This window comes from Ensifer sp. D2-11, from assembly GCF_054161295.1.
On record NZ_CP096436.1, the window covers coordinates 192,089 to 217,113 of the forward strand.

Below are 25,025 nucleotides of genomic sequence, written 5' to 3' on the forward strand. Positions count from 1 at the left end.
CCTAGAGCAGCCTGTTGAAAGCGTACGAACTCTTTATCGCGAGTAAGCAGCTCCTCGATGTCTACTTCCTCCGCGGCTTGGCTTTTTCGGTGCTGGGACCAGAGACGAGAACTCGTCCTTCGACATCTGCCGCCGAACCTCCGCCAAGATGGAGGCGTCAACGCCGTAGACATGGTGCCTGGCCTGCCCAATAATCGCACGGTTACACTCCCTCACCAGCCTGCCCTGTGGCCAGCGCCGCAACCCCTCGCCGAACTCCTTGTAGGATGTCGCAACGAATAGCTTGTCGGGACTGATTGGGAGCGCGATATGACCTTCGTAATGTGCAATGCCACCAGTGAAAATAACGGGACGATCGCTCGTTATCAGTTTCCGCGTCACTTCACTAGTATCGAGAACGTACCAATGAAGGTTCTCAATGAAAACGAGCGACGGAGCGTTCGCGATGAGTTTGGTCGAACCCATAATCGCCATGAGTTCCGGCGCCCCGTCGAACAGGCTGGAGGTTAGCTCATCCCAATCCTTTGGCTGACGATCCAGGCGCATCTTCAGATAAGCTGCCCGCATCTCCGGTGTCGGGTCCTTGACGTGTTGAGCCACGATGGCCTTCAGCCTGGCCATTTCTTCCGGATGTCTACCTTCGAGCGAAAGGATGAACCGCGCCCAGTCATGGCGTTCTTGTTTGGTCAGCGAGGTCGACCCCGCAAGCAGCTTGTCGCGGACCGCGGCGGCTGTGCGATCAACCGCCCCATAGAACTCTCGTTCCACGTTCTGCTGGGTGTCCTCGGTGACGCCCGGCAGGGTGTAGAGGTTCATGGCGAAGCCGACCGAAGCCGTACCCATCCGCCGGGAACGGATCTGGCCGCTGGGAGGCACCCGGCCAAATTCCTGGAGTTTGTTGTCGTCGCCTAACCACGGGCGCAGATAGAACTGCGGGATGAAATGGTGGCGTTCTTGGTTGAGTTGCTTTCGCTGCGCTCGCAGTTCGCGTTTCTTCATTGCGGCCGCCGAAATAAATCAGGTCGATTTTGCAGCAGATGGATCGTGGCGTCGCCTTGAATGGCGGAAGAGCAAACCGACCACGAGACTGATCGTAAGAATTCTCATTCGCGCGGTCGTGACCAATGAGACCATGGCTTCGTGTCGGCCTCAGGTGAAACCAGCATATGGCCCGGGAGCGGGGATTTGGTCCCATGCCTACCAACCCGGTAGGGAACCATCGTCTCGATGATCGCCCAAGTTTCGTCCTGACGCGTCGTATCCTCAGGAACGAAGTGATTGGCGTAGACCCATCGTAGCCGCGAACTGACTGGCTTGAAGGAACGTGCCTCGGAGCGGTTTTGCATATGCCTGAAGAAATCGACGAAGTTTCCAGAATAGCTTTCAATGCCAACGTGGACAGCGCCTGGCATGTCCGACGGCAATTGACCTTCCGCATTTGCCAGCACTCGCCTAAAATGCCCGGCCGTCTTCCTGGTGGATTCGGCTGCCGAGCAGCCCCAAACGACAACGCTGGCTTGATAAACGGCGTCGGCGTATTCGGGTCTGTCGGGTCTCGGTCGCCATTTGGCGGCCATGCTGTAGTCGGCTTCGTGTTGGAACCGTCCGGTGAGAAGCTCGAGCATTCGGCTTCCGCCGTAATACACGAAGTCATCAGACATCACCCCTCGCGTGAGGTCCCATTCCACCGGGCGAACGATACCTTGTGATCGCTCGTCATTCCACGCGAAGGAAAGTCTGCGCTTTAGGACCCTGTCGACGGTTTGGACCAGATAGTCGTCCGGAATGGTCGAGAGCTCGACTTTGTAAAGCACTTCGATGACGTAGGACACATATCGATCAAGACAGAGCGCGTGGACAGGGTCCGCGAGCTTCATTCCCCGCGAACGTTCTTCTTTTGCGTAGGTCGATGGCACCATTCGCTTGCACTCCACCGCCCAGGCACGCCGGGCTTTGGAAGCCAAAATGTCGGGCGTTCGCGGACCGCCCCGCTTCTCCGGCAGGAATTCTACATTGTCCCAGCCGTTGCGTTTCCACGCCAATCCAACGAGTAGTTCGAAAAGGGGGCCGTCGGGCTGCTTTTTGTCAGACGACATCATTCGTGCCGCACGCTCCTCCGCACGTTTGACCGACAGCATGCGGGGAAGCTCTTTGCCGATGCGACTAAGGTAGGGAACTGATCGCATCACCCCCTCTGGAGCGATGAACATCCTGTTCGTCGCGAACGTTTCCGCTTGGAGGATGTACCAGGCAATCGTATCGTTCTCATCGAACAGCGATGCCCGCTCACCGTTTCGTTGGCGTTCCCTCGCTTTCGCGAGATGCTCCTTCGCGGCATCGAGACGGCGCTCGATGTCACGTCGTGGAACGAGACTCTTTAGCCATGCCACCGCCAGCATGAGCTCGTCATCGCGCCAGTCTTGACCGCTTCGCGGCGCCCTCCAGTTCGGGTTACGTGTTTCCATGTTCATCGCTTCATTTTCATTGGTCGCGGTATGATGACGGCATTGGCGACACCTTTGATCGATTCCAGTCCCGCCTTGAGTTCGTGATGCTGTTCGGTCTGCGCGATGTCGTCCCAGACGACCGCGATGATGCTGTCGTAGCCGCTTTTCGCGCTGAGATAGAGGCTTGCGTCCGCCGCGACTTCCTCTGTGACTTTGGCGAGTGCGGCTTGCCCTGCGGAGCGCAGGAACTTCACTTCTACGATCGTCCGCAGGGAAGGGATGCCGAGATCCGCTCGTGGATGCTTGTGTCCGATTGAAGGTAAGTTTTCTTCTTCCTCCAGATCGGCGAACACAGGGGCAAGGATGGTCCAGAGAAGCGCCTGGACGTGGTACTCGTTTTCGATCTCCCAGCGCGTCGGGGCGGAGTTGGTCGTCCGCGGCTTATCCTCGTAACGCCAAAGCCTCAGCGCTCGGCCAGCATTGGTCAGAAGCGCCTTGAGGTCTTCAACGCCCGCGACGCCCACTGATACGTGGGCCAGCCTCGCGAGCGCGAACTCAAACACGGAGAGGCGGACTGCATCACGGGCGATGCCGTCTACATGTGGCTGCATACGAGCCACTGCCTGCCAAGCCGTTTCTATATCGCCGCTCTTGGTCTGCCAGCCAAGTCTTTCGGCCAATGCGACCGAGAGTTCCGCCGGAGAAACGGTGATGTCCTGCTCGCCGCAGACAATTTGCGCAGCACTAATCAGGCCCCGCTGCCAAGGATCGGTCGTTGACCACGCTTGATGGAGGAGGTCGGACAGCCAGGTTCCCCCGGTTTGCCCTGCCATTGCACCGAGAGCGATTCCCAGAAGCCCGACGCCGTCCGCCTCTATGCGCAACGGACGACCCCGCGAGAAGAAGTTGCGACCGGAAAGGTGTGTGATTTCCTTACTCATGAGCGCTAACTGCTCGGGGTCGAGGATGGAGCCTGCCGCGCCGAAGCCCAAGGCGGCGATATGCTCTGGATGCCGCGCCTGACCATCGAAGTCGACGGCGCGGCGCACCTGCTCCCGGAGCTCAGGTCCGTTCCCGGCGATCCACGCGCAGAACGCGGCGACATGACATGGAAGGTCGTCCGGTGCTCGGGTGGCAATGCGCAGCGCTTCGTGGAGGTCACCCAGGCCTATCGGTGTCAAAGAAACCACAACGTCCTTCCGATCTGGCCGAATTTCACAGCCTCGGCATCCCATTCGGGAACCGCCGCAAGCCCCGTCAGCCGTTCCGAAATCAGATCGGAATAGCGGATCGTGATCGGCAACGGCTCCGGCGACAACATCCGCCACGAATGGCCTGCGAACGCGAAGGCTTGACGGGCGAGGTAAGTCATATCCGTGAAAGTCGACAAACGGTGAAGCCTGAGGAGACATGGACGCGGCATGCCGTCCTCGGACCTCTTGAGCTCCGACGCACCCGAGAAAACTACGAGGGACTCCCGGTCACCGAGCTTCACGTGCAGACCGCGTGTGGGTCCGAGAACTCCCTTCTTGGGGTCGCGGTATCCGTAGCCCTTCTGAAATTGGTCGAAAACGATAAATGGGTGGTCCTGCGCGACATGGACGAAGGCGAACGTCACGTCGTGAAGCTCCAGATCGCTTACGACCCGCTCCACCGCTTCGGCTTCGACATCCTTCAAGGGCTTGAACATGTGAAAGACGAGGCGGACCTTGTCTGAACTGCGCCAGTTGTCTTGGGTTCGCACCGTTGTGATCGCGCGCTTGAGCGTCTGGTAGAGTGCGGAAGCATAGTCCTCGTAAGGAACGACGGCCGTCCGGTCGCTCAGGAGGTAGCTTCCGTCGCTGGAAAAGACGGTCGTGATCCCGACATAGCGCTTTCCGGTGCCGATCCGGCTTGTCGTCTCCGTGTGAGAGCCGAGGCCGATGACTAGCTCGTGGGCCACGGTCTGTTGGGCCGCGAGGAGCCACGGGGTCCCACCCAGCTTCGCATAGGTCGCGAGGCTCAGGTGGTTGAGTGAGAATACGAGTTCGCCGTCGGCCTGAATCATTGTTTCCAAACGGACGCTTTGAACAGGCACATCCCGTCGCAAGAAGATGGACTTAGTCGCGTAGTAGGGATTGTCGCCGCCATCGGAAGCTTTGAACTCTTCCTCCACCTGCACGATGGCCAAATGCCATGTGAAACCTTCGTCGGCGGCCTTCTCGAGCGCAGCTCGACTTGCCTCGACGTAATCCGCCGCGGTGGAACCTGCGGCGGTGAAGTATGAAACAGATGGCTTCTCGAGTTGGAAGCGGCGCAGAAAGCCGTCTCCGTACCGCGGTTCGTTCTTTGGCTTCGAGAGCACGTTCGGCATTCCCTCGAGGAATTTCGCCATGAAGGCGTCCACCCTACCTTCGTGGCGGGCCTGACACACCACCGCTATCCGCAGCTTCTTGGGTGTAAACGTCCTCTGGTCGTAAGGGCCGTTCTCCTTGAGGCCCCGTTCCTTCCAGGTGTATTTGCGCGTGCCGCTCGGGTCGAAAAGCAAGGGTGGATCGGAAATGCTTTCAGTCGACGGAAACGACTTGCTGCGGCTGGAGAGCATTTCTCCGACCACGAACTCGGCTCCAGCTACTGCCTCAAGCTTCGCCTTCTCGCGGAGATACCGTAACGCCTCCGCGATCTGGTCGCGTCGTCCCGGACCCGAGTGAAAGGCAGCAGCCTGGCGTTCGGCCTCTGCCAAAACGGACGAGGCGTGTCTTCCGAGCAGGCGGATAACGGCGTCCTCGATGATTTCGCGACGAGGTTCCAGAAAAGCTTCCGCCGAATTGACCGTTTCATAGCCTTCGGCGTGATCGGACAGCGCCAGCCTGTCGCCCTCCACTGCGATCACTTTGCCGACGAGGCGAGCGCGCTGCATGACGCGATCGTCCGCCGAGGGTTCACGGACGGTGACGTAACGCCCCAGTAGCGGGATGCCGTGTTCTGCGAGCACCGAACAGGGAGCGGCGATGAAGCTTTTGAGCCTGGTCTCGCAAACGATCCCGAGCGTGCTTTTTCCATCAGAGTGGATAGTCCTGGTGTCGAAGCGAAGAAGGGTGCGACGCTGAATCCAGTCGGGCAGTTCCGGATGTATCAAGTAGCCGCGGGCGACAGGTCCGACCACGCTGACCGCTCGGTCAGAGAGGATATCGCGAACGCCGCCGAACACACGCAGGAGAGCGGCCGAAAAAAGCGTTGGCCAAAGCCTGCGCTCGCGAAGCAGGTCGATTCTCTCATGAACGTTGCCTAAAGGAAGGACGTCTTCGCCTACGGGGATGTCAATGATCGTGTCGTCGAGACCGCTGCGATGGAAAACGTGGGTGCCTACAAACTCCGCCCTCAGGTCGGCAAGGCGTTCCGCATCGTAGCGTTGGCGACCGACGAGGATCGATGTGTTTCCGGATATGGAGAGTGGCGCGAAATTGAGCGAGAACTGGCTCATGGGCCCAGGACAACCCCGATGTTCGATATCGAAAGAATCGTGTCAGCTTACCGCAAGTCGTTAGTTCTGCCGAGGATGCAACCAAAGGCTATCAGGGCGATGCCCAGCTTTTTTTGCTCAGCAGACCTCAGTGGACATTGCGACCCTGGGGATGAAGTACAGCGTGTCACTGGAGTAGCCGCCCTTGATATGACACCATGACTACTGGCACAGATGGCGTCCCGTCAAACCAGGCGATGGCCGCTTTCGGGCAGAGGCGACAATTGCCTCTATGACCGAAAAGGGGGCGCAAAGCTGCTTCTGTCGAGAGGCACAGCCCCGCTCGGCGCGAGGCCGCACATTTTCAGATCTCTGTATGCTCCGCCAATTCCAGCGCATCCTCTATGTCGACCCAGGTACTTGACGGTGTTCTCGATCTTGGTGTGTCCGAGCAGGATCTGGATTGCACGAAGATTGCCCGTCGCCTTGTAGATCATGGCGGCCTTCGTGCGTCGAAGCGAGTGCGTTCCATAGTCCTCGCGTCTTAGACCGATTGCGGTCACCCACTCGTCGACCAGCCGGGCATACTGGCGAGTGCTGAGATGATCGGCGTGATCGATCCGACTGGGAAAGGCATAGTCATCGACTGTTCCTCCCCTCCGCTCAAGCCAGGCAAGCAGGCTTGCCCTGACCTCAGTCGTAATCTCGAACTGTACGGGACGTCCAGCTGGACGACCGTGGCACGAGTTCGAATTTCCTGGCCCGCGACGAGGGTCCCGATTTTGATCTTAACGAGATCGCAGCCGCGGAGTTTGCTGTCGATCGCGAGATCGAACAACGCCCGGTCTCGCATTCGCTCCTCTCTATCTAGGAAGAAACGAATTGCCCAAATCTGCCGCTGCTTCAGAGGCTTTTTTACGCCGACCTTTCGGCCGGCGTTCCATGCCGGGCGGCCCAGTGCAGCAGGATCATATTGTGCGATACCCATTTGAGTTCTCCTTGGGGCCACAATTGGTCCTCAGGAAAACGAGTGAGTTCAAGAAGTCAGAAGGCCCGCTAACGACGGTCCATGCGCCTACTGCCACCTGGAAGGTGGAGCCGCAGGGTGAGTTTCCTGTGGAAGGGGTTCCGGTCAATTCAAGGGCCGATCGCCTAACTAGCTCCGATGCCGGAGTGCGTCGACGATCACGGTCATGGCCGGAGACATTTGGCGCCTGCTTGGATAGTACAGGTGGTAGCCGGTGAAAGGCTGGCTCCATTCGTCCAATACAGCCTCCAGTCTCCTCGCAGCGACGTGTTCTTCAACAAGATCCTCCGGGACGTAGGCGATCCCGTAACCCCCCAAGGCCGCCTCGACCTGCGAGATCGACGAGTTAAAACTGAGCTGTCCGTCGACTCTTACCCGTAGCTCCCGGCCGTCTTTTTCGAATTCCCACGCATAGAACCCGCCCCACGTCGCCTGGCGCATGTTGATGCAGACATGGCCAACAAGATCTTGCGGCGCAGTCGGGATGCCATACTTGATCAAGTATTCCGGCGAGGCCACTGCGCGCAGACGCCAGTCCGGGCTGATCCGCACCGCAATCATGTCCTTGTCGACGCTTTCGCCAAGCCGCACGCCTGCGTCGAAGCGCTCCTCCACGATGTTGCGCATGCCATTATCGCTGTAAAGTTCCACCCGGATGTCGGGGTAGTCCACGAGGACGCGGCTCAGCTTCGGCCATACCGTCGTCTGCAGGGCGTGGTCGGACAACGTAAGACGGACGGTGCCGGACGGCTTTTCCCGGAATGCGACCAGGGCTGCCAAATCCGCCTCGATCTCCTGAAATCGCGGAGCGAGGGACTGCAACAGTCGCTCGCCCGCTTCCGTCGTCGCCACGCTACGCGTGGTCCTCGTGAGGAGCCGGACGCCCAGACGCGCCTCCAATTGCTTGATAGTGTAGCTCAGCGTTGACTGCGACGTCCCAAGCGCCGCCGCAGCCTTAGTGAAGCTCTGCTCCTTCGCCACCTCCAGAAACCAAAGCAGGTCTCTTAAATCTTCGCGCTGCATCACCGGCTCCCGATTGATATTGGATTTCGATAAGTACATGCGGATTAGCACGGATAGTCCGCAAAGTCCGTCAGCATTATCTTGTCCTCATCAGCAGAACCGAATGGCCACCGGGATTGAGGCACATGACCCTGACCTACAACGAAAACATTCACGACAGACGCTCGGCGTGGGGCGCCGTGTTTTCCATGACTTTGTGCGTTTTCGTGCTGATCGCATCGGAATTCATGCCCGTGAGCCTGCTGACGCCGATTGCCGCTGACCTGGGCGTTTCGGAAGGAAACACGGGTCAGGCAATCTCCATCTCGGGCATTTTCGCGGTTGTCACCAGCCTCTTCATAGCTGGACTGACGCGGCGGCTGGATCGGCGGGTGGTGGTGCTCGGCTTGACGACACTCCTGATGCTGTCTGGGATAGCAGTCACCTTTGCGCCCTCCTATTCTCTGCTGATGCTGGGTAGAGCGCTGCTTGGCATTTCTATCGGCGGCTTCTGGTCTATGTCCACGTCGATCGTGATGCGTCTTGTTTCTCACGACCAGGTGCCGAAGGCACTTGCCCTGCTCAACGCTGGCAATGCCATCGCGGCCACAGTCTCCGCACCTCTGGGAAGCCTGCTTGGATCCTATATCGGGTGGCGCGGAGCGTTCTTCCTCGTCGTGCCGGTCGGGCTGCTCGCGCTTGTCTGGCAGTGGGCCAGCCTTCCATCGCTTCCGCCGCGGCGCGATCATGCATCCTCGAACGTCTTCCGGCTGCTGTGGCGTCTGCCCGTCGCGATCGGCATGGTGGCGATCCTGATGCTGTTCATGGGGCAGTTCGCGCTCTTCACCTATCTGCGGCCTTTTCTGGAGCAAGTAACCTACCTCCGCATCCAAACCCTCTCGCTCGTCCTTCTCTTAATGGGATTGGCAGGAGCCGTGGGAACTTGGGTTGTGAGCCGACTGCTTAACGATCGCCTGTTCAGCATTCTGATAGCGATCCCATTCCTCATGGCCTGCATCGCTCTGACGATGATCGCCCTCGGCGACGCGCAGGCCCCCGTCGCCGTGTTGCTTGTCGGCTGGGGCTTTCTGGGAACCGCTGCGCCCGTGAGTTGGGGCACCTGGCTGAGCCGTGTTCTTGCCGATGATGCTGAGGCAGGCGGTGGACTTCAGGTCGCTGTGATCCAGCTCGCCATCACGGCCGGGGCGTCTCTTGGTGGGCTTCTCTTCGACGCCGCGGGTTGGCAGTCGACCTTCGCGCTCAGCGCTGCACTTCTGTGCGGTTCTTCCCTTGCATCCTTCGCCGCATGGCGTCTGTCCAGGAGATCATCTTGAACAAGACAATTCTCTTCAGATCGGATTTTACGGGGCCACCCCGTGGCTGCCCCGTCGTCCGCGTAGCCGGCTTCAGCCGTGCATCAATGAACCACGACCTCAATGCAACGGAGATCCTATCATGAGCAAGAAAATCGAGACCGACAACACCTGCAACACCAGCAGGCGCAACCTCATGAAGGGAACAGGCCTTGCCGTCGCGGCGATGAGCATGATCCCAGCGGCGACGGCGACACAAGCCTTCGCGCAGACCTCTGAATGGGACAAGGTGTTTCCGAAGAGCGACAAGGTTGATCACCAGAAGGTGTCGTTTAACAACCGCTACGGCATAACGCTCATTGCCGACCTCTACCTGCCGAAGAACCGCAGCGGCCAGCCATTGGCAGCTCTTGCCGTTGGCGGCCCCTTCGGTGCCGTGAAGGAGCAATCTTCTGGATTGTACGCTCAGACCATGGCCGAGCGGGGCTTTGCAGCGCTGGCGTTCGACCCTTCCTTTACCGGCGAAAGCGGTGGCAAGCCACGCAATGTCGCGTCGCCGGACATCAACACGGAAGACTTCAGTGCCGCGGTGGATTACCTCGGACTGCAGCCCTACATCGACCGTCAGCGGATCGGGGTGATCGGCATTTGCGGCTGGGGTGGAATGGCTCTCAATGCCGTTGCCGTCGACAAGCGTGTCAAGGCCGTGGTGGCCACCACCATGTACGACATGACCAGAGTCATGTCCAAGGGCTACAACGACAGTGTCACGCCGGAGCAACGCGGAGAGGCCCTGGAGCAGTTGAGCCATCAGCGCTGGGCGGACGCGGAAAAGAACATGCCAGCCTACCAGTCGCCCTACAATGAACTCAAGGGTGGCGAGCCTCAGTTCTTGGTCGACTACCACGACTACTACATGACGCCTCGCGGCTACCATCCGCGCGCCGTCAACTCCGGCAATGCCTGGACGCAGACCACGCCCCTGTCGTTTATGAACATGCCGATCCTGACCTACATCGCGGAAATCTCGCCGCGCCCGCTCCTGCTCATCCACGGCGAGAAGGCTCACTCGCGCTACTTCAGCGAAACAGCCTTTGCTGCAGCAGCAGAACCAAAAGAGCTGATGATCATCCCAAACGCCAGCCACACCGATCTTTACGATCGCATGGACAAGATCCCGTTCGACCGGATCGCCGACTTCTTCGGCCAGCATCTGGCATAGGCGAAGCCATTCCACCTAAGCGGCTATCGGTGGCGCAGGTCGCCGCTGTCGCCGCCATGCGACTGAAACACTCTCATTGGGAGACCTGAAATGACCGACAATATTGCTGGCAAGACCATCGTTATCACCGGTGCCTCAAGCGGGATGGGCGCCGCGGCCGCCCGTCACCTTGCCGCTAAGGGCGCAAGCGTAGTTCTTGGCGCGCGTCGCGCCGACCGCATCGATGCACTTGCGGCCGAGATCGCCGATGCCGGCTACAAGGCTACTGCTGTCGTGACCGATGTGACGAAGCAGGAGGACCTGCGCAAGCTGGTCGGCACCGCCGTCGAGACCTACGGACGAATCGACGTGCTCATCAACAATGCCGGCGTCATGCCGCTCTCGTCGCTGGAAAGGCTGAGGGTCGACGAGTGGGACCAGATGATCGACGTCAACCTCAAGGGCGTTCTTTACGGCATTGCCGCAGCACTACCGCGCATGAAGGAGCAGAAGTCGGGCCACATCATCAATCTCTCCTCCGTGGCCGGACACAAGCTTTTTGGCGGCTCGGCCGTCTATTCCGCGACCAAGTTCGCCGTGAGGGCGCTGTCGGAGGGGCTACGGCAGGAGATGGCGCCCTACAACATCCGCACCACGATCATCTCTCCTGGAGCGGTCAAGACGGAACTCCTCGACCACATCAGCGAGAGGGACGTGCAGAAAGCCAATCAGGATTATGTGGGACAGGTCGGTGTGCCGGCCGAGACATTCGCGCGGATGGTAGCCTTCGCGATCAGCGAGCCCGAAGATGTCGGGATCAACGAGATCCTCTTCCGGCCAACGGCTCAGGAACTTTGACGCGAGCAGAAGACTATTCGGCCCCCAAGGGTCAGACGCCCAGTCGCATGTGAAGTTTCGCCTAACTGACCAACACGTCGAGATCGTCCGACAGGACCTTTCCCACAAGGTCCCGCCACTCTGAAACAGGTAGAGGAAAACAAAGATGAAGAACATCGCCGCAGGAATCGCTATCTCGGCTCTCGCTGCCACAGGTGTAGAGGCGCAGGAAGAACGGAGACGGATCGCCCCGCCTGCCGTCTATGACGTCGCGCCAGGCCTCGGACACTTCACTGATAGCGTCCTGTTCGGTGAGGTCTGGGAACGAACGGAACTCCCGGCTCGCGACCGAAGCCTCGTCACCCTTTCGGCGATCGTGTCCACAGGCAAGACTGCGCAGATCGCCGCTCATGTGAGCCTAGCGCTGGACAATGACGTGAAGGCTGGAGAGATCGGCGAGCTCATCACACACCTCGCGTTCTACTCCGGCTGGCCGAACGCAATCTCCGCCGTGATGGAAACCAAGAAGGTCTTCGATGAGCGCCAGATTGCACCCCTGAAGAACAGCGAGGCGGCACGCATCGAATTGGAAGCCGCAGCCGAGGCAGCCCGTAGCGCCGCCGTCAACACCACGGTCGCACCGACGGCAGCGGCACTTGCCGATCTCACCAACCGCGTCCTCTTCGGCGAGCTCTGGCAGCGACCCGATCTGTCGGCACGCGATCGCAGCCTCGTGACGATGTCAGCCCTGATCGCAGTCGGTCAGCCGGAGCAACTACCCTTCCACGCCAACCGCGCACTGGACAACGGCTTGTCGCAGGGTGAAGCTTCGGAGGTACTGGCGCATGTCGCTTTCTACGCCGGCTGGCCGAAAGCTATGTCCGCGGTGCCTGTCCTTAAGCAGGTTCTCGAAAACAGGAAAGCAACTCAGGTGAGCGCTCCTCAGGCAGACCTTACGATTACTCCCGCAGGGACTGGTGCTGCGTCAGCTCCGGAGGAGTACTTCACAGGTAGCGTCCAGATCTCGGGCCGCTATCAAGCCGACGCTCCTGCGCGCGTTGGCGGAGCGACCGTCTCCTTCTCGGCTGGTGCTCGCACGGCATGGCACACCCATCCTCTCGGGCAAACCCTGTTCATTGTGAGCGGGCGCGGTTGGGTCCAGAAGGAAGGTGAGGCAGTTCAGGAAGTCGGTCGGGGAGACGTCGTATGGATCCCACCGCTGATCCGGCACTGGCATGGCGCTTCCAGCAGCGAGCCGATGACGCATTTTGCAGTGGCCGAGGCGCTTGATGGAAGCTCGGTCACTTGGATGGAGAAGGTGTCCGACGAGGACTACCGTAAGGGCGTTCGATAATAGAACCGAGACTGGCGGGGGGTCGAACTTCACCCGCGCAAACCGACGTCTCAAACAAGCAGAACACGAGCAGCGACCGCTACCAATCTTTCCCTTTCCCCCCGCTAGTCTTGCAGCCGAGAAAGGGAGCTAAACTGGTTTCGACGCCACCGGCTACGCTTGTGGCGGCAGCCGAACCACCTAACGACCGGCATGGGTGAGATTCCGTGCCACAAACCGGAACGGAGAGACGGGCTAATGCTGAAAACAATGCTGGGCTCTGCCGCTATCACTCTAGGAATGAGTGGACCCGTAATGGCTCAAGAACGTATCCTGATTTCTTCCGAATGGGGCGAGGTTACCGCCACCCTCGCCGATAATGAAGCCGCCAGATCTTTAGCTCAGATGCTGCCGGTAACGATCAACATGTCCGACCATCTCCGCCAGGAAAAGACGGGAAACTTGCCCTCGGCACTGCCGGAGCTGACACGGCAGCGAGACTTTTCCGTCGGCACGCTCGGACTGTGGAGTTCCGACCACTTCGTGATCTACTACCGGAGCGGTCGCGTGCCTTCGCCCGGCATCATTGTCCTTGGGCAGGCCACAGGCGATGTTTCGACATTCGACCGCCCAGGATCCGTCACCGTAACGCTCGAAGCGGCCGACTGAGCGGCGCCTCAAGCGGGGGCCGCTCCCCGCTTCTGCTTTCCGTGACGCCGACTTAGGCAGCGGTCGAGTATGTCTGCTTTTTGGGAGCGGCAGAGTTGGCCTGTACGACCGACATGGGGGCGCACAGTTGACGTGACACGCCCGCCGAGCGACGTCTGCTTTTAACTGCCTCTGTGATCAACACGAGGGCATAGCGGAAATCATTTCCGCTACCGGCTTGGACCCGACATGAATAGAATTGACGACGGGCGGCTGAACCGCCGTCAACTTCAGCATCGATCACTCCGCCAGGTATTCTGCTGTTGACACTACCTGCCCGTAACCAAAGGCGAGCGCGGACATATATGCGGCATGAACCTTGTCCGCGGACACGATCTTACCCTTGAACTCTAGGTCGCGCGTGGAGCAGGCGTCCTCCACGACCGTTGTCTTGAATCCGAGGTCGGAGGCAGCTCGGGCGGTCGCGTCGATGCACATATGGCTCATCGCGCCAACGACCGTAACCTCATCGACACCAGCAGACGACAGGATGTCGGCCAGCTCGGTTTCGCGGAATGCGTTGGGGTATCGCTTGGTAACGATCGCTTCTCCGTCCCGCGGAGCCATTTTGGAAATGATTTCCGCTCCCTCCGTGCCCATGGCGAAGAACGGTCCATCAGCGGGGCTCTCGTGACGAACATTGATGACGACATCACCGGAGCGGCGAGCCGCATCGACGACGCGTGCTGCATTTACGAGTGACGCATCTATTCCTACCAGGGGGTACCTTCCGGTCGTCAGATAGTCATTCTGTAGGTCAACGACGATGATTGCTCGCTTACTCATGGGGATGTCCTTTCCAAACTATGCCTTGTTTTACCAGCCGCATATCCACCATATGAGTGGCATTAGTGACAAAGAAGCGGGTGATATGGACAAACCGGCAGATTACGCAGAGATCGGAATTCTCGCTTACGAGGGCGCTCAAGCTGCGGCTGTGCTGGGTATGACTGATCTGCTAACTGCCGCCGCATCCATCGCCGGTCACGGGCATGGCGTCAGCGAACCTCTTCTTGGGGTGAGCCATTGGACGCGGGCAGACGGGAAAGATGCGCCCACGAGAGTTTTCTCTTCCGACCCCGCCAGACGAGCCGACCATCCGACCGTAATCGTAATTCCCCCGGGCCTTGGCGATCCGTTGCCGGAGACTGAGGCGCGGTACTATTCGAGCTGGCTGCGCTCCGAGCATTCACACGGCGCTGGCCTATGCTCGATCTGCAAAGGCGCGTTCTTGTTAGGGGAAACAGGACTCCTTGTTGGCCGGACGGTGACCACCCACTGGTCCTACGAGGAGCAAATGGTCTCCCGTTTTCCCGACGTCACCGTGAACACGGACCGCCTGATCATTGACGACGGCGACATACTGACGGCTGGCGGCGTAATGGCCTGGATAGACCTCAGCCTGATACTGATCGAGCGGTTTCTCGGAACAGCAATCATGCTTGAAACCGCCAAAGCTTTCCTGGTTGATCCGCCGGGCCGGGAACAAACCTACTACAGTGCCTTCGCGCCTCGTCTCAACCATGGTGACGAAGCAGTCCTGAAGGTTCAACACTGGCTTCAGGCCAGCGGCGGGAAGGACATGAGCCTGGCTGCCTTAGCAGATTGTGCCGGGCTCGATCCGCGAACCTTCATGCGGAGATTCAAGAAGGCAACTGGCCATACAGCGGGAGAATATATTCAACGGCTGCGCATAGAAAAGGCTCGTGACCTCCTCCAGTCTTCTCGCGAGCCGGTGGACGCTATTGCTTGGAGGGTCCACTACAGCGATCCCGGCTCCTTCCGGAAAATCTTCACCCGCATTATTGGTCTCACCCCTGCGGAGTATCGTCGGCGTTTTCGCATGCGTTCGCCTGGTAGTGCCGCCAAAACTTAGCGGATCGGTGTGAATGACCGTATGGTAGGCACACAGGGACACGTGACGCCGCTCCAAGACGAGGTCTGCTTTCAGGCACGCGCGATGACGACCTCTATGACCGACATGAGGGCGCAAATCGGTCGTCGTTGGGCCACGAGTTCAAGGACTGGAATCCTGAAGGTTTTTCGATGCGGGCCGCAGTGCGACGATTGCCGCTGGCGTTGGCGGCCCGCGTTGACAAACCTTGGAAGGAGGAAGCCGCGGAGGCTGGGTGGGACCTATGGGGAAAGTACGGGGCCGCGGACGTCTGTTGTGGACCTCGGCGCTGGCGGGAGAAGCAAAAGGGCCGACCTGAGGGCGTGGGATGACATGATCGGAAGCAGATCTGACGGTCTCGTTGCTGTCGATTTCGACGATTTTGCGAAGATCAGCGTTATTGGGCGCAAAGCGGTGCCAACTCGGAACGCAGAGTGTTTCCGGGTCGGCTTTGGCCAATGTGACGGGCACCTTGTCATGCGGCCTGCTTTCTCGGTGGCGCACGAGATCTGGGCTTCTGGCCGCGTCGGAAGATCTCGATGATGCGCATCGGGCCGCCGCAGTCGGGGCATGGCTCTCTCAGAGTGAGCGGGATGGTCTCAGCGCTTGGCGGATCATCGTGTTTGGCCGTTTCCGCTCCGAGCAGAGCGCGGATCTTTGCGACATTGGTCTTGCGGCCCGCACTGGCCAGCAGACCATAATGGCGGATGCGGTGGAAACCGTCGGGCAGCGCGTGGAGCAGGAAGCGGCGGATGAACTCGTCGGTGGCCAACCGCATGACCTTTTGTCGGTCGCCGGTCTTGATCCGGTAGTCCTTCCAGCGGAAAGTGACCGTCTCGGCATTCGCGCTGATCAGGCGGCTGTTCGAGATCGCCACGCGGTGGGTATAGCGGCTGAGATAGGCCAGCACGGCCTCGGGACCGCCGAACGGGGGCTTGGAGTAGACGACCCATTCGGATTTGCGGAGCGGCGCAAGCCAGGCGGCGAAGGCATCCGCCTCTGCGAGCCCGGCGAGATCCCCGAAGAAGGCGAGACCGCCGGATTGATGCAGTGCCATCAGGCCCTTAAGGAATAATCGCCGGAACAGACGCGACAGAACCTTTACGGGCAGGAAGAACCCGGGGCGACATGAGATCCAGCGCCTGCCATCCGGCGACAGCCCACCGCCGGGCACGATGATGTGCACATGTGGGTGATGCGTCAGCGCCGATCCCCAGGTGTGCAGCACGCTGGTCAGGCCGATCCGTGCGCCGAGGCGCTTGGGATCGGCGGCGATCGTGGTCAACGTCTCGGCCGATGCCCGAAACAGCAGGTCATAGACGGGCTTCTTGTTCCAGTAAGCGATCTGCGCGATCTCGGCAGGCAGGGTGAAGACCACGTGGAAATACTCGACCGGCAGCAGGTCTTCGGCGCGGGCGGCCATCCAGTCCCGGGCCGCGGGTCCCTGGCACTTCGGACAGTGCCGATTCTTACAGGAATTATAGGCGACGTGGTTATGGCCGCACTTGGTGCAAGCCGCCACATGCCCGCCGAGCGCCTCGGTTCGGCAGGCTTCGATCGCCGCCATGACCTTGAGCTGGGTCAGGCTGACATGCCCGGCATTGGCTCGCCGCCACGCAGGACCATAGGCCCGGAAGATGTCAGCAATCTCCAGCTTTTGCCGGGGCACCCCGGCGCACGCTTCATTCCAGCCCACGCCTCAGGGTCAGATCCTCCAGTTGCTTCAGGCGCTCGAACGGGCTGATGGTGTCGCGGATCAGCTTGGTGGCGACATGGGTGTAGCGGGCGGTGGTGCTCAGCTTGGCATGGCCGAGCAGAACCTGGATCACCCGCACATCGGTGTTCGCCTCCAGCAGATGCGTGGCGAAGCTGTGGCGCAAGGTGTGCAGCGTGGCGGGCTTGGCGATGCCCGCCATGTGCTTGGCCGCGGTGAAGGCCCGGTTGAGCTGGCGCGGCGTCAGCGGATTGATCTTCGGCTTGCCGGGAAACAGCCATCCCCGCGGACGCGCCTCCCGCCAGTAATCGCGCAGCAGATCCAGCAAGCCCGGCGACAGCATGGCCTTACGATCCTTGCCGCCCTTGCCTTCTTCGACGTGGATCAACATGCGCTCGCTATCGATGTCAGTGACCTTGAGGTGGCAGACCTCCGAGGCCCGCAGCCCGGCGCCATAGCTGATGCTGAGCGCCGCCCGATACTTCAGCCCGGGCCCGGGAGCGGCGGCCAGCAGGTCGGCGACCTCCTCGACGCTCAAGACGACCGGCAGCCTCTGCGGCTTGCGCTGGAACTGCATGTACCGCTTCATCTCCTCGCGCCCGCAGGTGATCCCGAAAAAGAACCTGAGCGCGATGATCCGGGCATTGAATGAGCAGGGCGTTACCCCGGCATTGGTCATGTGCAGCTGATAGGCCCGCAACTCCTCCGGCGTCGCCGTGTCGGGTGATCGCCCGAGAAACGCCGCGAAATCCTTGATCGCCCGGATATGGCCTTTCTGCGCCTTGTCGCCGATCCCGCGGATCCGCATGTCCTCGATCATCCGCTCACGCAGCGGGGTGGTCTTCTCCTCTGTCATCGGAACCTCCTGTCCATCAGATTGAGAAGCCTCAATCGTCAGGCCAGGAACCCGAGACACAAAGAACCGCCGTCGATCGGGAAACGCACCGCCAGCCACACGCGCGATTGCCGCGCGAGCGGCTTAGTCCTTCCACCCGAAGCAGTCAGGTCCGGCGAAAAGATCGGCGCGATTGACACCGATCTCGGAAAAAGAACAGGAGCTTTAGAAGGGCCAGAAGCCTGCCACATAGGTCGCGGCGTCGTTCAGCCAGATCATCGTGTCGCGGTACCAGGCCATGACAGATTCATGGACGTATCGTACGACGGCAAGGAACAACACGAACAAGACGACGGCGCCGAAGAATTTGCCGAACCATTCGTCGCCTTTGGGATCATTGCTCTGGATGACGTATTGTTGCCTATCATCGTTTAGCATGTCCTTTAACGGTCCCGATCGTCGCGGTCGCGTTCCCTCTGTTCCATTTGTTCCCGCTCCAGCTCCTCTAAACGAGGAATATGCTGTTGGGCGGGGTCTGTCCGTGTCGTTTCTCCGCTACGCTGAGCGGCTTCCTTATTCTTGTTTAGCCGATCTTGTAGGCGATTTGTAGCATCGACCGTGGACGCCAACTCGTGAGCTTCGCGCGTGTCGTTGTCGATCGGCTGCCGATCAGGCTCCTCGCGAGCTTCGCGCCGCTGGTCGGCAGCAGCATCCACATTCGCCGCCGCCTTGTCCTTTTCTTCGATCGGCCGATCGTCGTCGCGGTTCTTGACGGCTGCACGCTCGTCACCTTGTAGGTTCTGCACTTCGGCTTGTCTTTCCGCGCGATCGATGGCCTGTCGCAAATCCTGGTCCTGCTCGGCAACGTCTCTCAGGTAGCTGTTTCCTTCGACAGCCAACTGTGCGGCCCTTTCCATCGCCTGCTGAAGGCCGGCTTGCATCCCATCTTTGCGGTCGGCCGAAAACTCGCCGGCCTCGATCCGGTCAAGTCCCTCTCGGTAGTGCTCGATTTCGATCATGGCCTCGTTGCCGGCCTCGACAACAGCCTCGCCGTGCTTGGCGACCGCAGCGTCCCACTGATCGTTGGCCGGATCACGCGGCTCGCTGCGAGGCGCTTCGGCACCTTGCTCCGCCAATGCCTCTTTGCGCTGCTCATAAAGGTCCACCAGCTCACGCTTCTGATTGACGAAATCTCGGGCCAGGCCGGCTATCTCGTCAAAGTCCGCCCGATCGTCTGCCGAGATCGACCGCTCCAACTTGAACAAGGTCGTCTCGACCTTCTTCTCGTAAGTCTCAAACTCTGCCCGTGACATTTCGCGCACTTCCTGACCCTCCAAAACCATTACCTGCAATGTAGCCAAATTGATGCGGAAGTTCGATCCAAAATCCGCGCGGATGACACTGCCGCCCGTTTCGGTCTGCGCTGTCGAAACGCTTGATTCTAAATATTTTTGATGCTGCGTGGCATAGGCCACGATCTGATGATCTCCACCCGCCAGAGCGACCTTCTGCCATGATTCCTGCACCTTTATGATGTACTGTCGGCTCCGATCGCTCTTCGCGACCGTGCGTCGGCCGCCGCGCTTGGCGTCATACCTCGCCTGCGCAGCCTCGCTCGTCCCGACATGCTCTGTGCGGCCTTCTCGGCTCACCGGCCGGACCTGGGTGCGCGTGAATGCCGGCGGGGTGGCAAACTCGCGCCGGTCTGTCATTTCCATCTCAATGCCGTGCTCCCGGGCCTTCTCTGCCATGACGGATCGCCATTCGCGAAACACGGCAGGCGTCGTCTCGATGCGATCACCGGAATCCGATTTCATCGCCACGATCGCATGCGCATGCACATGCGGACGCTTTCCCCCCTCCCCCGCCTCTTTTGGATCGCTGGCCGGATCGTGCATAGCGAAGACATACCGGTGCCCAGCAAACTGATGCGCCAGGAAATCGCGAACCGCCCCTTCGAACGCGGCAACGTCGGTTCCGGCCCGAGCCGACATGATAACGTGCATCACGTCGCGGCTCTTGCGGCTGTGGAGCTCGCCGCGCCATTCCTTCTGCACCAGGTCGCCCGCGACCTTCTCATTCGCTATCGACTGACCGCGATCGTCGCGAACGTCGTCATGCCGATCGACCAGCCCGCGCAAGCGGCTGGCGCCGAACTCGACACCATTTCCGTAGCCATGAAAGGAGAACTTCGCCGCAGCCTCGCCCGCGGCCGCGCTGGCGTCGTATCGGCCTTGGATGATGCCGGCCGCCTTCACGTCGCCCGTTAGCCGCTCCCCCTGCCCGCTTCGCAATACGACAAGCCCCTGAACGGTCACAGAGCCGCCGTCATTTTTCGCGATGGCATAGGCATAGCGCCGGTCGCCAAAGCCGCTGGTCAGGGTGCTCCTCACCTGCCCGTGCAATGCCTCTTCCGAGGCAAAGTCGGGCGCCGCGATTTCGACGGAAAAACTCCCAATGTCGCGGCTTTCTGCGCGGTTCTGAAAAAGGTGGTCCCAATCGCCACGGATGCGCGCCAGTTCCTCCCGCCCCTCGAGGATCCTGCCGCTTTCGTTCTCCACCTTCAGCTCGCCGCCACGGGAGACATAATTCAGCATCGCACCGACCCGAGCACCGCCGCCGTAGGAAGCCATTTTGACGACTGCCGGCTGGCTTCCCTTTGCGACGGCCGCCAACCGCGCCTCCATCGGGCGGGCGACCGTTGTCGCCGACGTCGCCTGCGCTCGAGGAGCCCCCCTCCCCTTCGATGCGGATCCACGACCGCCGCCCGAGCCTCCGCCGCCGCCTGCAGCGCCGAGTTGAGCCAATTGCTTCAGGCGCTTTCGCATCTCTTCTTCTGCCGAAGCGCCTCGCCCGCCAGACGACATTTCGTGCAGCAGGGCCGCGCGCCGCTGCTCCCATTCGCTGGTGAATGCGCCGAAGAAGACTTCCAAAGGCTACATCTCCCCTCGACGCTGATAACCAGCTCGCCGCGTCAGAGCACGCAGCTCGCTCATCACGGCCACTTGAACCCGCTGCACGTTCTCCAGGTTGATGTCCAATTCGCTTGGGTGGACACCACGGCCGCTGTTGAGCGCCCTCGCAACTTGGTTCAGGTTGATCCCGATCATCCGCATGTCTTCGAGCAGAGCCGCCATGACCAGGCGGTCATCGCCGGTCAACATCGGCCGAACCCCTGCCCCCTCCAGAAGCAGCGACCGGAAAAAGCTGGATACCGTCATGTCGGCATCCTCAGCGGCCTTCTCGATCGCCGCATGTTCGTCACCTGTGACGCGCACATGCAAAGTGCGATCCTTCTTCGTCGGCTCGAGAAGAGCGTTGAATTTCTCCTCATCCATTTGGCCGTTGGCCCCCTACTGGCGCTTGTGTCAGATGATCGAGGGCTCGTCCCTCGATTGCAGGAAAGGGCGTAGCACATTTTTCCGTATTCAACTAAACAACCTCGAGCTGCCCTCGCTGCGCTCGGCCGTTTGCCTTTGCGGACCGAGCTTCGCCCGGTCGCTTAACGTGGCAACGCTCACCAGGGTTCACCTCCGAAATCCGCTTTTGAAGGCCTTTGTCTGCCCCTCGTACTCAGCCGCAAGGGACGCTCCGCTCTCCGCCCTTGCCGCTTCCGTGCGAGCGTCAAAGCCGGCCTTACGCGGCTCCGGGGTTCACTGATCGGGCGGAGCGTTTAGGTGGACGCCGCACCGAACGCCGGCGAAAAGCAGCCAGCGGTCACATACCAATGTCGTGTCGATATTTCACACGAGTTAGGAGCACGATTTTTCCACATCATGTGTTTCTGGGGCGACTGCGAAGATGGTTTCACATCGTGGGGGGAATTGTTCACATCCTATAGCCGTGGTTTAGTTGCTTCGATTGACTACACGGGCCGGTAGTGCAATGATTCCACAGCGTACGGGCAATTGTTCGCATCGTGTGCAAGTGCGACGCGGAAACTCCGTCCACGTCCACGACGAACTGCCGGAAAGACTTTGGACCAGCAAAGGGAGTTGCAACGCTTGCCACTATTCATTTCTGCCGTGAGCGGCAAAGGTGGGGCTGGGAAGACAACAGCAGCAATCTTAATCGCCGGGGAGTATGCGCTTCAAGGGAAGCGTGTGCTTCTCATCGATGCAGACGGACGCCAAAATCTGCAGGAATGGTGGAAGCGCTGTGAGGCAAAGGACAACCTGCCCGCCAACATCGAGCTTATAACCGCAGCCCGCCAGACCACCGTCCAGCAGCTCCTGGAGAACGAGGCGAACAAGTTCGATGTCGTTTTGATCGACTCTCCCGGCCAGGACACGGTTCTAAGGGACACGATCATCGCCGGCTCCGATATTGTGCTGACGCCGATCCAGCCGAACCAGGACGAGATCAAGGCGGCAGGACAGGCGGCGGCCGACACGGCCGACATTTCCGACAAAGTGGGGCGGCTAATACCGCACGCCAACTTCGTTACGAGGATCACCATGCCGGCGAAACTGCTGGAAGCCTACCGCCTGATCAGGCCGTTCGTGCAGAACCTGCAGGAAGGGGGCTACGACTCCTATCTCCTCCAAACGGAGCTAATGGAGCGAAATTGCTATCGCGAAATCCGAAACGGCTATGGCACCGTGCAAAGGCTGGATCTGACGGAGTCGGTGAAGAAAGCGAGGGCGGAAGTGATGAGCCTGGTTCGGGACATCGAAGCGATCTTGGCGGGAAAGAATGAGGTAGCAGCGAATGGCTAAGGGTCAAACGACCGTCTCTGACTTTGCAGTCGCGCCGCGTCGCAGCCGCTCAGTGGAGCAAGCTGCGATACCGGCGGACTCAGTACCGAAACCCGCTGAGCTGTCGACAGAAACCAGGAATGCAGATCAGCCTCCAGAGCCTGCACCGCTCGGGACTGAGGCTGATCAGCCCGCTAGTCGTCTGATCGCCCCGACACAAGAAGCTCGGCGTGAACGGGCAACCACGAGAGCATTGCAGCGAGAAGATTCCAGAGTTCGCTTGCGCGACCTGAAAAGGGCGCGCGATCGCGAATCCAAGCACTACGTCAACTGCCCGCTGGATTTCGACACGAAGATGCGGCTGCAAAAGGCCGCCATTGAGAACGACGTGAAGATGACGGTCATCATGAAGGCGGCGATCGATCAGTTCCTCAAAGATAACGGCTATTGACCGATGTTAGGCCGCGGCTTTCTTCTTAGCGTGGTCGTTGGCTGCGTCCTCGGCGTGTATGTTGCTCCCTACTCGGGCGCCCGACAGCCGAGATGGGACTCCTTTCAGGAGGCAATTTGCGTCAATCGAACATTGCGAGCGCTGTACCCGAAAAGGGTACGTGGCCGACAGACGAACAGGCCAAGGTTCAATTAGTCGAACTATCCAAATGGAATATAAGTAAGCATGGCAACGGATCAAAAGTGATCATCAATCGTTGCATTCGAATTGCCGGTACCGAGATCGCTTGCGAGCTTGCCGCGCACCTCAAGTGGATCGAGGACGAAACGCAATTGAGGCGGTTTTTCAGGGCGAAGACGGCGACGGGAAGATGATAGCCGCGAAAAACCGCTAATGGCTTTTCACGGCTGCTTCGCCATTCTCAGCGCCAAGTTTATTGGCCGAATGCTCGGGCGCGTGTTGAAGCATTTTGATCCATCGCCTCAATGAACTCGCGACCGCGCCTTCCCCCAAAAAGTTAGGGAAAATCGCTGTGATTCTTCGGAAAGCGTGCTCCAAAGTACTTCAATATGGTGCATAGTGCTCGCTGCGGGGCGGTTTACAAAAAGGGTCAGGTCGGTGACGGATGCAGTCAGCTTGATAAGCGCACGAGGTTTGGTTGAAGTAGCCGATCCGGAATTTGACAGGCCGGTCTTCCGCCAACCGGGTTTCCACGGCACCCTTACCGCGAAGGAGATGGATGAAAAGGTTTCGGCCTGGCTCAAGAAAACGCGCGAAGCCAAGGGTATTTCCCGCGCCGATTTAGCGCATTTGCTAGGACTCTCCGTATCCGTCTACGGAAGGTACGAGCGAGGCTCAGAAGCTCGGCTGTCGATCCCGCGCCTGATACATCTCTGTGAGATCATGGGCTTTATGCCTCTCGATGTGATCTTTGACACAGCGCCGCACTTGTGGGGCAAGACGCCTGAAGAAGCAGAGGACCGCGCGACATTGTTGAAGCTCGTCGAACAATTGCCGCATGATACCATGCGCGATCTGATCCGGCTTCTGAGGCGCATGACGCCAGGCGAACCAGCGGCTGACGCTGTGACCAACAGCGTGTCGGAAGGCCGCTAAGCAATCTTCATTTTCACGTCCAAGGCGCATGGCGTGGAGAATGAGAAATACGGCAGCCGACCCAAACCCGTTTACCACAAGGCTCCGGCCTTCTCTTCGGCGCAAATTGGGACGCGTTCCGGCCTCCGCCTGCTTCGCTCCGCCCAGCGGGCGGAGTGGAAACGGGATCAGGTCGGAATGTTCTGCTATCAGGAGGGTCTTGCAGGTGACTCCTTTGCCAGATGGCACCCCCCGATCGGCGTTACCGGACGTAGCATCAAATTCTTGAATCGGTGTGCGGTGATCGATTCAGAAATGTCGTTGGACGGTTGGACGGGGAATCCTTGGCTAGCCATGTTCATCGGCATGACGAAGCATTGGGCTCAACCTGTATGTTGAGCGCGCAGCGCAACCGGCGCAGATCGCGGCCGTCGAGATAGATTAGGTCAAAGGCATAGAAGACGATGGCTCCAGCCTCCACCGCCGACGGCAAGCGCCCCAGCGCCAGCTGCAGCATACCGGCCACTTTCGTCGAGCCCTACGGCTTCCCCATCCATGATCGCTGTCTTCACCGCAAGGCGCCTTGCGTCGTCGGCAATCGTCGGAAAGCGCTCGGTCCAATCGTAGCCGCCGCGCGTGAGGATCCGGACTCGTCCGAACTCGATATGCACGGCTAGCCGGTGTCCGTCCCACTTCACCTCGTAGGCCCAGTCAGCCCCCTTCGGGGGCCTGTCGACGAGCGTCGCAAGGCAGGGATCGACCCGCGCCGGCATGGGATCGGACGGGGCGATATCGCGAGGCTTCTTTGAGGATGCTTTGGCCATCAGGCCATTAACGCACAGGAGCGTCAACCGTCGCATTGCGGTGAGCCGCCGCCTCCTATTTCCAATTCAGAGGCGACGGCCACTACGCTTCCTTGCTTCGCAGTTGGGGAAGCACGCTAGTCCTATCGGCGCGCTGAGAAAGCCGCTTTCGATTTCGTGCGGCCTTTTCGATTTATTGCTGTGATCTCGCCAGAGACCCGCATTG

20 protein-coding genes and 3 pseudogenes are annotated in these 25,025 nt (G+C 59.9%); 10 read left to right on the forward strand and 13 right to left on the reverse strand.

The features are described 5' to 3' along the window. Positions 1-33 precede the first annotated feature (33 nt). The 6 genes and pseudogenes from M1D34_RS32135 to M1D34_RS32160 all read right to left on the reverse strand — a co-directional run bounded on the left by M1D34_RS32135 (position 34) and on the right by M1D34_RS32160 (position 7,939). Positions 34-999, reverse strand: a complete 966-nt coding sequence (locus tag M1D34_RS32135) for a DUF4238 domain-containing protein (RefSeq protein WP_498786404.1) — start codon at positions 997-999, stop codon at positions 34-36. Positions 1,000-1,103: 104 nt separating this feature from the next. Further along, a complete protein-coding gene (locus M1D34_RS32140) occupies positions 1,104-2,471 on the reverse strand; it encodes a hypothetical protein (RefSeq protein ID WP_498786406.1) in 1,368 nt (455 codons plus the stop codon). Continuing rightward, a complete protein-coding gene (locus tag M1D34_RS32145; RefSeq protein WP_498786408.1) occupies positions 2,468-3,637 on the reverse strand; it encodes a PD-(D/E)XK nuclease domain-containing protein in 1,170 nt (389 codons plus the stop codon). The genes M1D34_RS32140 and M1D34_RS32145 overlap by 4 nt, the downstream gene beginning before the upstream one ends. Further along, entirely contained in the window at positions 3,625-5,910 is a 2,286-nt protein-coding gene (locus tag M1D34_RS32150) for an argonaute/piwi family protein (protein ID WP_498786410.1), read from the reverse strand. Before M1D34_RS32150 ends, M1D34_RS32145 begins: the two co-directional genes overlap by 13 nt. A 343-nt stretch (positions 5,911-6,253) precedes the next feature. Next, positions 6,254-6,877, reverse strand: a pseudogene (locus M1D34_RS32155) (tyrosine-type recombinase/integrase). A 168-nt stretch (positions 6,878-7,045) separates the two neighbouring features. Continuing rightward, complete coding sequence (locus tag M1D34_RS32160) at positions 7,046-7,939, reverse strand: LysR family transcriptional regulator (RefSeq protein WP_437409312.1); 894 nt, start codon at positions 7,937-7,939, stop codon at positions 7,046-7,048. A 125-nt stretch (positions 7,940-8,064) separates the two neighbouring features. On the opposite strand from M1D34_RS32160, the gene M1D34_RS32165 reads away from it, so the two are divergent. The 5 genes from M1D34_RS32165 to M1D34_RS32185 all read left to right on the forward strand — a co-directional run bounded on the left by M1D34_RS32165 (position 8,065) and on the right by M1D34_RS32185 (position 13,271). Next, on the forward strand, positions 8,065-9,252 hold the full coding sequence (locus M1D34_RS32165) for an MFS transporter (RefSeq protein WP_498786412.1): 1,188 nt from the start codon (positions 8,065-8,067) through the stop codon (positions 9,250-9,252). Between the two features lie 121 nt (positions 9,253-9,373). After that, on the forward strand, positions 9,374-10,453 hold the full coding sequence (locus M1D34_RS32170; protein WP_437409309.1) for an alpha/beta hydrolase: 1,080 nt from the start codon (positions 9,374-9,376) through the stop codon (positions 10,451-10,453). A gap of 90 nt (positions 10,454-10,543) precedes the next feature. Further along, positions 10,544-11,290, forward strand: a complete 747-nt coding sequence (locus M1D34_RS32175) for an SDR family oxidoreductase (protein ID WP_498786414.1) — start codon at positions 10,544-10,546, stop codon at positions 11,288-11,290. Between the two features lie 145 nt (positions 11,291-11,435). Next, positions 11,436-12,623: a (R)-mandelonitrile lyase gene (locus M1D34_RS32180; protein WP_498786416.1), complete on the forward strand. Its 1,188-nt coding sequence runs from the start codon at positions 11,436-11,438 to the stop codon at positions 12,621-12,623. Between the two features lie 237 nt (positions 12,624-12,860). Beyond that, positions 12,861-13,271 carry a cyclophilin-like fold protein gene (locus M1D34_RS32185; RefSeq protein WP_280731498.1) on the forward strand — a complete coding sequence of 137 codons (411 nt, stop codon included), beginning with the start codon at positions 12,861-12,863 and terminating at the stop codon, positions 13,269-13,271. Between the two features lie 279 nt (positions 13,272-13,550). Here the strand turns inward: M1D34_RS32185 and M1D34_RS32190 are convergent, their stop codons facing one another. Beyond that, positions 13,551-14,096 carry a cysteine hydrolase family protein gene (locus tag M1D34_RS32190; protein WP_046117505.1) on the reverse strand — a complete coding sequence of 182 codons (546 nt, stop codon included), beginning with the start codon at positions 14,094-14,096 and terminating at the stop codon, positions 13,551-13,553. A gap of 52 nt (positions 14,097-14,148) precedes the next feature. On the opposite strand from M1D34_RS32190, the gene M1D34_RS32195 reads away from it, so the two are divergent. Further along, positions 14,149-15,186 carry a GlxA family transcriptional regulator gene (locus tag M1D34_RS32195; protein WP_498786649.1) on the forward strand — a complete coding sequence of 346 codons (1,038 nt, stop codon included), beginning with the start codon at positions 14,149-14,151 and terminating at the stop codon, positions 15,184-15,186. A 493-nt stretch (positions 15,187-15,679) separates the two neighbouring features. Here M1D34_RS32195 and M1D34_RS32200 read toward each other — a convergent pair whose 3' ends face one another. From M1D34_RS32200 to M1D34_RS32220, 5 genes are all read right to left on the reverse strand, one after another. Beyond that, positions 15,680-16,873 carry an IS91 family transposase gene (locus M1D34_RS32200; protein WP_498784522.1) on the reverse strand — a complete coding sequence of 398 codons (1,194 nt, stop codon included), beginning with the start codon at positions 16,871-16,873 and terminating at the stop codon, positions 15,680-15,682. Between the two features lie 13 nt (positions 16,874-16,886). Next, on the reverse strand, positions 16,887-17,774 hold the full coding sequence (locus tag M1D34_RS32205; protein WP_498784524.1) for a tyrosine-type recombinase/integrase: 888 nt from the start codon (positions 17,772-17,774) through the stop codon (positions 16,887-16,889). Between the two features lie 204 nt (positions 17,775-17,978). Next, positions 17,979-18,191, reverse strand: coding sequence for a hypothetical protein (locus tag M1D34_RS32210; protein WP_498786419.1), 213 nt, complete (start codon positions 18,189-18,191; stop codon positions 17,979-17,981). 5 nt (positions 18,192-18,196) lie between these two features. Further along, a complete protein-coding gene (locus M1D34_RS32215) occupies positions 18,197-20,686 on the reverse strand; it encodes a conjugal transfer protein TraA (protein WP_498786421.1) in 2,490 nt (829 codons plus the stop codon). Between the two features lie 3 nt (positions 20,687-20,689). Continuing rightward, positions 20,690-21,091 (reverse strand): plasmid mobilization protein, encoded by a 402-nt coding sequence (locus M1D34_RS32220; protein ID WP_498786423.1) that lies wholly within the window; start codon positions 21,089-21,091, stop codon positions 20,690-20,692. A 666-nt stretch (positions 21,092-21,757) separates the two neighbouring features. On the opposite strand from M1D34_RS32220, the gene M1D34_RS32225 reads away from it, so the two are divergent. The 4 genes and pseudogenes from M1D34_RS32225 (at position 21,758) to M1D34_RS32240 (ending at position 24,017) form a co-directional block, all read left to right on the forward strand. Then, positions 21,758-22,471 (forward strand): ParA family protein, encoded by a 714-nt coding sequence (locus M1D34_RS32225; RefSeq protein WP_498786651.1) that lies wholly within the window; start codon positions 21,758-21,760, stop codon positions 22,469-22,471. Next, positions 22,464-22,901, forward strand: a complete 438-nt coding sequence (locus tag M1D34_RS32230; RefSeq protein ID WP_498786425.1) for a hypothetical protein — start codon at positions 22,464-22,466, stop codon at positions 22,899-22,901. The genes M1D34_RS32225 and M1D34_RS32230 overlap by 8 nt, the downstream gene beginning before the upstream one ends. A 3-nt stretch (positions 22,902-22,904) precedes the next feature. Further along, positions 22,905-23,295 (forward strand): annotated as a pseudogene (locus tag M1D34_RS32235) (hypothetical protein). A gap of 224 nt (positions 23,296-23,519) precedes the next feature. Then, entirely contained in the window at positions 23,520-24,017 is a 498-nt protein-coding gene (locus M1D34_RS32240; RefSeq protein WP_498786427.1) for a helix-turn-helix transcriptional regulator, read from the forward strand. Between the two features lie 388 nt (positions 24,018-24,405). On the opposite strand, the pseudogene M1D34_RS32245 reads toward M1D34_RS32240, so the two are convergent. Next, positions 24,406-24,820: pseudogene (locus M1D34_RS32245) on the reverse strand (ATP-dependent DNA ligase); the annotation flags it as partial. Positions 24,821-25,025 lie beyond the last annotated feature (205 nt).